Origin of the sequence: Pantoea sp. SIMBA_079, assembly GCF_046940275.1 — a bacterium.
GTDB lineage: Bacteria > Pseudomonadota > Gammaproteobacteria > Enterobacterales > Enterobacteriaceae > Pantoea > Pantoea borealis.
Genome location: NZ_JAWRYR010000842.1, coordinates 1 through 241, shown reverse-complemented (window position 1 = coordinate 241; position 241 = coordinate 1). Strand labels below are relative to the sequence as shown.

Genomic DNA, 241 nt, shown 5'->3' with positions numbered 1-241 from the left:
GGCGGTAATTTCGGCTCGTCGATCGGCCCTCTTCTGGCAGCGTTCATCGTTCTGCCGTTCGGCCAGATCAGCGTGTCCTGGTTCTCCGTTGCCGCGCTGATCGGCATGAGGCTGCTCTGGTATGTGAGCAACTGGTACAATCGCTACCGGATTGCCAATGCCAGCAAGGCAAAGCCGGACAAGACCCTTCCGCTGCCGCGCAACAAGGTTCTCGTCTCGATTGGCGTTCTGGCGATGCTGG

1 pseudogene is annotated in these 241 nt (G+C 59.8%); it reads left to right on the top strand.

Features of this window, described 5'->3' with window-relative positions:
- Window positions 1-241, top strand: a pseudogene (locus SB719_RS22320) (MFS transporter); the annotation flags it as partial.